This is a genomic window from Tateyamaria sp. Alg231-49 (assembly GCF_900143535.1).
Lineage (GTDB): Bacteria > Pseudomonadota > Alphaproteobacteria > Rhodobacterales > Rhodobacteraceae > Tateyamaria.
Window position 1 is genome coordinate 1 of sequence record NZ_FRFA01000039.1, and the last position, 2,656, is coordinate 2,656.

Sequence of the window (2,656 nt, forward strand, 5' to 3'; positions counted from 1 at the left end):
TGTAAACCCAACGGCGTAAACACAGGAGTTTGCAAGACCAATGAAGTGATGGAACTTTGTCAGCCCTAAAACCAAGACGCCCCGTGCTTTGTCCTGAACGCTTGCTGTTCGAGTTGCGGAATGGGACTTGGTTGGTGGAAACCATCAGGGCCAGCGGCCATGTGCGTCGCGCGAATAGGCCGAACACAAGACTGCTTCTGACAAATCCAAATCATCAAATAGGACTTGCAAAAAGGGAGCCATCCACACAGGACAAAGCTGCTGTACGTTTGACCCAATTCAATGACCGCTTGGCTACTTTTGGACAGTTGTTAAAGTTGGGAAAAGACGTCAACCCAAGCGCAAAAATGAATGTAGTAGCGGCATAATACCACTTCATGCCTGATCACTGATAAGCATGGTTCAGAGGATAAAACATGACCAAACTTGCACACAGTATGATCAGGGTTCTGAATGAAGCAGTGTCAGTCCAATTCTATCACGATACCTTTGGACTCGAGGTCGTTGATCGGTTGGACTTTGAGAGTTTCACGCTGATCTACCTGGCCCTTCCAACGTCGACATTTGAACTTGAACTTACCGTCAATAAGACCCGCGACGCACCTTATGATTTGGGCGATGGCTACGGCCATCTGGCCGTCGTCGTGGATGATCTCGAAGACGCTCATGCCACTGCCACCAAAGCCGACACCAGTCCGGGTGACATCGTGGATTTCCGCCCCGACGGAGAGCGCGTTGCTAAGTTCTTTTTTGTCAGGGACCCTGATGGATACCAAATCGAAGTAATCGAAAAAGGTGGGCGGTTTGCCTGACCGACTGAATCAATATGAAAGGGAGGAACTATGCTTTACAGACTCGATTTTACCGTGGAGTACGATGAAACTATGGCCCAGCAAGGTTTGCTGGGGGTTTGGGCTGAAGAAGCGAATGCCGCTTTAGGGGCAAAGTCAGCAGGCGTCGTTGTTGACCTTTGGAAAGTCGTGGGAGAGCGCAAAGTGCTCGTGATCGCCGACGTGGAAACCCCCGATGACCTTGACCGCATCCTGTTTGATCTTCCGATCATGCAGAAAATGGGGCACCTTGTGCAGGTCGATGTAAAATCTCTTCGCCGCTACGAAGATTTTGCCGAAGACGTGAAAGAGCGTCTTGGCCGCTAATCGAAAAAGGGAGACGTCCATATGTGTGAATTGTTTATAGATGCAGACCCTGCACTCTGGGCGTCCCACACGCGATCTTTTCGAATGGATGGGATGGTAACCAGCGTTCGCTTGGAAGAGATGTTTTGGCGCACGCTTGAAACAATCGGAGACCGGGACGCTTTAACAGTCCCGCAGCTCTTGCATCGTCTTTACAATGAAAGCCTGGATGCAGGTCACGATCTCGGAAATTTTACTTCCTTTTTACGGGTCTGCTGTTTGAGATATCTTGATCTTCAGTTGCGCGGATTTATCCCGAATGACGCTCGCGTGAAGCTATCTCACCTTCCCGCCAGTGATATTCTTTCACTTGAGACCATCGAACGTTCGCAAGCCAATCCAAGATTAACGTAAAAATATTCTTCAAATGTCGCTCCAAAAATAATGCAGAAGGCAGATTCAGCACCTGACCTCTTATCTTTTGGTGAAGTTCGCAAACCGGTCATTCGCGGCAATGCGAAAACAAGGCAATTTGGGCTCAGTGCGGTCGTGGCGGGCCCCGTCGTCCAACGACCGCTTCAAACGGCCGAATGTCCGGGCATCGGGCCACACCGCTGAACGCGTAGAATTTTCTGTGTTTCGCGAAGGGCTGCGCACGGAGCGCGGTCCAAGCTTACCCTACTGCAACGCCGCAAGTCCGCGTCGAGCTCAACTCAGTCAATTGTATTCTATGCGGCGAACGGTCGTCTCGAGACATAAGTGTTGGACGCTTGTCGCCATATGGCCTGACTGCTTTCCAACGATCTTCTTAGTTGCAATCAAGTCGGTAGCTGCTGTCACTTACTGACGATGCGTCCTGAGCCTAAGCTTTACGCCTTCAGGCTCAAGAGTTTGTCGTACAGCTTTTTCTGTTCAGCGGTCAACTTCTGCTTCTTCTTTATCGCAGCCTTCCAAGGACCAGGCTTCGCTACACCGGTATTGTTGATTTTCTTATTGGCGTCAGCGATCTGGCTTTCAAGCAGCTCCAATTTTTTCATCAGCATCTCTCTGGAATCAGCCAATTCTTTGTCCTCTTTGACTATTTCTATTTAGTGTTTTCAGAACGCTAGCGATGCAGCAAGTTAATGTCTAGGAGAATGTGGCGGGCTCCAGTGAGGATAAAAATTTGGCTCAAAAGTACGCTGAAAACCTCCAGATCCTGATGGAACTGTCGATAGCTGCATGGACTTGGTTCAGAATAGAGGTCAGACAGGCTCACGGTGAACGTGATTGAAAATCTGCTGCTGTCTGACGTCAGCGCTTATGGGTCCAAATAGGGCAAATTGCTAAGAGAGTGTTCTTGGCTCATCGTAACCACCGAGGAGTGGAAGATGAGACAGACCAATGGAACACGCAAAAGCTCAGGCGAGAAGATCGTCAAAGACATCAAACGAGCGACCCGCAAGCATTACTCGTCCGAAGAGAAGATCAGGATCGTCCTGGACGGTCTGAGGGGCGAGGACAGCATAGCTGAGCTGTGT

General features: G+C 49.8%; 4 protein-coding genes and 1 pseudogene. 4 read left to right on the top strand and 1 reads right to left on the bottom strand.

The features are described from left to right. Positions 1-416 precede the first annotated feature (416 nt). From DHN60_RS22155 to DHN60_RS22165, 3 genes are read left to right on the top strand one after another with little or no spacing between them, the layout of a single operon-like run. Positions 417-812 (top strand): VOC family protein, encoded by a 396-nt coding sequence (locus DHN60_RS22155; protein ID WP_108839464.1) that lies wholly within the window; start codon positions 417-419, stop codon positions 810-812. Positions 813-842: 30 nt separating this feature from the next. Next, entirely contained in the window at positions 843-1,157 is a 315-nt protein-coding gene (locus DHN60_RS22160) for a muconolactone Delta-isomerase (protein WP_083792443.1), read from the top strand. Positions 1,158-1,178: 21 nt separating this feature from the next. Then, a complete protein-coding gene (locus DHN60_RS22165) occupies positions 1,179-1,550 on the top strand; it encodes a ribbon-helix-helix domain-containing protein (RefSeq protein WP_108839465.1) in 372 nt (123 codons plus the stop codon). Positions 1,551-2,005: 455 nt separating this feature from the next. Here the strand turns inward: DHN60_RS22165 and DHN60_RS22440 are convergent, their stop codons facing one another. Then, positions 2,006-2,197, bottom strand: coding sequence for a hypothetical protein (locus DHN60_RS22440; RefSeq protein WP_159089351.1), 192 nt, complete (start codon positions 2,195-2,197; stop codon positions 2,006-2,008). Positions 2,198-2,506: 309 nt separating this feature from the next. Here DHN60_RS22440 and DHN60_RS22170 point away from each other — a divergent pair. Continuing rightward, positions 2,507-2,656, top strand: a pseudogene (locus DHN60_RS22170) (IS3 family transposase); the annotation flags it as partial.

Excerpts from the sequence above, each read along its gene's own strand:
- DHN60_RS22155 (WP_108839464.1), top strand. The coding sequence starts at position 417 with ATGACCAAACTTGCACACAGTATGATCAGGGTTCTGAATGAAGCAGTG.
- DHN60_RS22160 (WP_083792443.1), top strand. The coding sequence starts at position 843 with ATGCTTTACAGACTCGATTTTACCGTGGAGTACGATGAAACTATGGCC.
- DHN60_RS22165 (WP_108839465.1), top strand. The coding sequence starts at position 1,179 with ATGTGTGAATTGTTTATAGATGCAGACCCTGCACTCTGGGCGTCCCAC.